Source organism: Kitasatospora sp. NPDC056446, from assembly GCF_042796115.1.
Lineage (GTDB): Bacteria > Actinomycetota > Actinomycetes > Streptomycetales > Streptomycetaceae > Kitasatospora.
In genome coordinates, this window is sequence record NZ_JBHTRF010000042.1 from 28,978 (window position 1) to 33,970 (window position 4,993).

3 protein-coding genes are annotated in these 4,993 nt (G+C 72.1%); 2 read left to right on the forward strand and 1 reads right to left on the reverse strand.

Features of this window, described 5'->3' with window-relative positions; all coding sequences use genetic code 11:
* Window positions 1-167: 167 nt before the first annotated feature.
* A complete protein-coding gene (locus ACFQ6N_RS24740) occupies window positions 168-1,175 on the forward strand; it encodes a hypothetical protein (RefSeq protein ID WP_380652916.1) in 1,008 nt (335 codons plus the stop codon).
* Window positions 1,176-1,256: 81 nt separating this feature from the next.
* On the opposite strand, the gene ACFQ6N_RS24745 is transcribed toward ACFQ6N_RS24740, so the two are convergent.
* Window positions 1,257-2,462, reverse strand: coding sequence for a hypothetical protein (locus tag ACFQ6N_RS24745; RefSeq protein WP_380652918.1), 1,206 nt, complete (start codon window positions 2,460-2,462; stop codon window positions 1,257-1,259).
* Window positions 2,463-2,850: 388 nt separating this feature from the next.
* On the opposite strand from ACFQ6N_RS24745, the gene fxsT reads away from it, so the two are divergent.
* Window positions 2,851-4,993: FxSxx-COOH system tetratricopeptide repeat protein (gene fxsT, locus ACFQ6N_RS24750; RefSeq protein WP_380652920.1), on the forward strand; the 2,143-nt coding region annotated here is incomplete at its 3' end.

Here is a 4,993-nt window from a genome sequence, read left to right on the forward strand (position 1 = left end):
CCGCACCACGTCGCGCGCACCACGTCGCGCGCACCACGTCGCGCGCACCACGTCGCGCGCACCACGTCGCGCGCACCACGTCGCGCGCACCACGTCGCGCGCACCACGTCACGCACACACCATCACACGCGTCACAGCACGCACATCACACCGCGGAGGAACCCGTCATGACAGCTCGTAGGAGAGTGCGGCTCGCGGCAGCCGGTGCGCTGCTGGCCACCGTGCTGCTGGCAACCGGCTGCTCCCACGGCGGGGGCGGCTCCGACGCCACGGGCTCGCCGATCGGTGAGCTCTCCGGGGCGGAGCCGTCGATCCCCCCGCTGATCCCCGACACCCCGGGCGACCCGTCCAAGCCGGTCGACTTCCAGGGAGGCGGCGGCTCGATGCGGCCCGACGGCACGATGATCCTCCCGCTGGACGCCTACCTCCGCTCCGACGACCAGAAGGTCCTGGCCACGGCACGGACCACCCTCGCGCAGGAGTGCATGCGCGCCCAGGGACTGGAACTGCCGTCCACCCTGGTGGACCGGTTCGGATCCCAGAACCCGAGCGCCTCGGTCATCTACGGGGTGATCGACATGGACAACGCCAAGGTCCTCGGCTACCGCATGGCCCCCGCCGTCCAGAACGCCGTCCAGAACGCCGCCCCGCCCGCGCAGGGCGGCGGCGACGTGTCCCAGGCCCAGGCGGCGGCCTACTTCGAGGACGCGAAGGCCGGCAAGCCCGGCTGCGCGGGCGAGGCCCGGGCCAAGCTCGGCACCAAGCCGATCGAGGACGCGCACGCCTACGTCCAGAACCTGAAGGCGGCCGCCCGTACCGCCGCCCGCCGGGACAGCCGGGTCACCAGGGCGACCGCCGCCTGGAGCGCCTGCATGAAGGCCACCGGCGTGGACTACGCCGACCCGACCGCCCCGGCGCACGACCGCTCCCTCCTCGGCAAGGGGCTGCCCACCCCTCCCGGCGCCTCGCTGCCGCCGCCCTCCCCGGCCGAGATCGCCGTGGCCGTGGCCGACGTCGGCTGCAAGCGGCAGGTGAACTACCTGCAGACGGTCACGCTGGTCACCGCGACCTACGAGAGGATCCTCATCGACAAGCACGCCCAGCAGCTCCACCAGGGCGAGCAGGAGTGGGAGAAGGTCATGAAGGCGGCGAACAAGGTCCTGGTGGCCCCCTGACCGGTACCGGTCCTCCGGGGTCGGCGGGCGGTCCGGGAGCCCGCCCGTGTGCGGGAGGGCCCCCGGACGGCCGGGCGGCGGTTACGGCCGCCAGATCACCGCGGTGTACCCGGGGCTGGTCGGCGTCGGGTAGCTGACCCGGACGCCGACGGCCAGGCCGGAGCTGTTGACGGCCACGGGGTAGGAGTTGCCCCCGGGGACCGTGTTCAGCTCGGTCTGGGCCGCGTCGGCGCCCCAGCGGAGGCCGTAGCGGTCCACCGACTGCGGCACCTTGTTCCCGGTGTACCCGACGCTGACACCGGCGTCGTTGACGGCGACGGCCGTGGTGTACTCGAAGTCGGCGCCGAGCGTCGTGGCGGTGCCGTCCGGGCTCCAACTCGTCGCCGTGTAGTCGATGTTGTCCGCACCTCCCTGCTTGCCGACGACGGTTCCCGCGGCGTTGACGGCGTTCGCCGTGGAGTGCCGGCCCAGGTCCGTGACGGTGCCGTCGGCCTTCCAGGTCATGGAGCGCCACTGGTCGTTCGCGGCACCCGTGGGCGTGCCCCGCCCGACCACCGTGCCGGCGTCGTTGATCTGGACGACCCACACGCCGGTGTAGGCCGAGGCGGGGTCCAGCGCGGTGGGAGTGCCGTTCGGACTCCACCGCACGGGGTGGGCGACGCCGGACGGCGAGTAGGACAGGCCGGCCACCGCGCCCGAGGCGTTGACCGAGAGGGCGTTGCTGTTGACGTCACCGTTCAGCGGAGGGAGCGCGACGGCTTGGCCGTCCGGGCCCCACTTCACCGCGTGGGAGGCCGCGCCGACGGCGGAGTGCCCGACCGCCGTCCCGGTACGGCTGACCGCGTGGATGTAGCCCCAGCCGGCGGTGTCCCCGGGCAGCAGCGGCAGCACGCTGACCGTGCCGGCGGGGGACCAGCGCACCGTGCGGTTCCCCGAGTAGCCGACGGCGCTGCCGTCGTTGCTGACACCCACGGCGCGGCCGTCCCGGTCCCCGGGCAGCAGCGGGAGGGCGGTGGGGCTGAGGTCCGCGTTCCAACGGACCGGGGTGTCCCGGTACTGCGTGTCGGTGACGAAGCCGACGATCACCCCGCTGTCGTTGACCGCGGTGGGATCGCTCCAGGCGGCGCCGGGCGGCAGGGGCAGGTCGACGGCCACACCGGCCGCGCCGGCCGGCGGATCGGTGTCGGCCGCGGCGCCGCCGGCCGTTCCCAGCGTGAGGGCGCCGATGGCGGCCAGGGCGACGGTGGCGGCGCCCGCGGACCGTAGGACTCGTATGCCGATGCTCATGACGTGCGTTCCTCGTCTCGTGGACTTCTTCGGAATGGCACTGTGGTGATGCTGTGTCATGTGTCGCATGGAGAGGTCCCGTGCGCCAACGCCGTTCGGCGCACAGGAGCTTCACCCAGTCTTCACGAAGCCCGGCGCGGGCGCAGCGGAATCCGGATCCCCGTGCGGGATTCGTCGACTGGCGCTCACAGCACGACCTCGCCCGATCCCGTGAACCGGCAGGCCGGAGCGCATGCCGACCTGCCCGCACCCGGACTCCTGCACCACGATGCGGGTCCCTCGCTCCCGCCTCCTGTGACGATGCGCGGCAGTTCGGATTTCCGGTACGGGACGGTGGGGCGAGGTCTAGGGTTCGACGTACTGGTCAGAGCGCTTCGGGGAGGCCGGGATGACGGGCGACACCTACAACGGACCTGCGCCGTCCCAGCACGGCGACCACAACACGCAGATCAACGACATGCGCCGGCTGTCGCCCGAGGCCTACACGCCGATCCCCTCGGATGCCGCGCATCACGGGGTGTCGAACATCCCTCGCAGGCTGTTCATCGGGCGAGACAGTGAACTGGCCCTGCTGGACCAGGCGTTCGCGCAGACGGGCGAGGTCGTGGTCCATGCCGTCCATGGCCTGGGCGGGATCGGCAAGAGCGCACTCGCCTACCACTGGGCCTCCCTGCGCGAGGAGCGCGTGCGGTGGCGGATCATCGCGGACACGGCGGCCGCGCTGGAGGCCGGGCTGGCCGGACTCGCCCGCAGCCTGAAACCCGTGCTGGCGGAGCTGCCCGACGAGCAGCAGGCGGAGCGCGTGGTGCAGTGGCTGGCCGGGAACGGCGGATGGCTGCTGGTGCTGGACAACGTCGACGACCCCGCCGACATCGCGGACCTGCTGGACCGTATCCCGCGAGGGCGGGTGCTGATCACCACCCGCCGTGCCGGCGGCTGGCACCACCACGCCACCACCGTCCGACTCGGGGTCCTCGCCGAGGACGACTCCGAGGGCCTGTTCGTCCGGGTCCTCACCCATGACGGACCGCGCGACAGCGAGGGCGCGGGGGCGGTGTGCGAGGAGGTGGGACATCTGGCGCTGGCCATCGAGCAGGCCGCCGCCTACTGTGCGCAGACCGGGGCCACCCCGAGTACGTACCTGAGGATGCTCACCGAGTCACCCGCCTACACCTTCACCGCCCGTGCGGAGGGCACGAAACCCGAGCGGACCGTCGCGCGTGTCTGGCGCCTGACCCTGGACCGTCTTGCCGACACTCCGCTCGCCGGGGACATCCTGCGGATCCTGGCCTGGTACGCCCCCGACCGTATCCCCCGCGACATCCTCACGCCCCTCGCCGACCTGCCAGAGGTCATCTCCGGGGTCGGCCGCCTCCTGGCCTACAACATGATCACCGACAACGGGGACGGCACACTCACCGTCCACCGCCTCGTCCAGGCCCTCGCCCGCACGTCCGACCCGAACGACCCTCACCGCCGGGCCGCCGACATCGACCGGGCCCGCGACCAGGCGACGTACCTTCTCGCGGAAGCCCTCCAGGGTGACGTCGAACTGCCTGAGAACTGGTCCCGTTACCGGGAGCTCCTTCCCCATGGCGACGCCCTCACCGCCCGGCACGATGCCGATCACGACACCGCCCGGACCGCCGACGTCCTTGGCCGGATCGCCGCATTTCGCCAGGCACAGGGAGCACCGGCAGCCGCGGTCCCCGCCTTCCGGCGCGTCGTCGCCGCCCGTGTACGGATCCTCGGCGGCAACCACCCCGACACCCTGGTCTCCCGCAACAATCTCGCCGGCGCCTACGAGTCGGCCGGCGACCTCGACCGCGCCATCCCGCTGTTCGAGCGCGTGCTCGACAACAGTGAGCGCGTCCTCGGAGACGACCACCCGCAGACCCTGATCACCCGCAACAATCTCGCCCGGGCCTACGAGTCGGCCGGCGACCTCGACCGCGCCATCCCGCTGTTCGAGCGCGTGCTCGACAGTAGTGAGCGCGTCTTCGGGGACGACCACCCGCAGACCCTGAACTTCCGCAACAACCTCGCCCACACCTATGCGACCGCGGGCGATCTGGAGGCTGCCACCGACCTGTTCGAGAGCGTCCTCGCCGACCGTGAAAGCGTCCTCGGGGACGATCACCCGCAGACCCTGACCAGCCGCAACAACCTCGCCGGCGTCTACGAGTCCGCGGGCGACCTGGAGGCTGCCACCGACCTGTACGAGAGCGTCCTCGCCGACCGCGAACGCGTCCTCGGCGGTGACCACCCCGACACCCTGTCCTCCCGCAACAACCTCGCCTACGCGTATCACTCCGCCGGGGACCTCGGCCGTGCCCTCCGCTTGTTCGAGCGAACGCTCACGGACAGCGAACGGGTCCTCGGCGGCGACCATCCCGACACCCTGGCTTCCCGCAACAACCTCGCCGGTGCCTACCAGGCGGCGGGCGACCTCCACCGTGCCACCGACCTGTACACGCGCCTCCTCGCCGACAACGAGCGCGTCCTCGGTGGTGACCACCCGCAGACCCTGA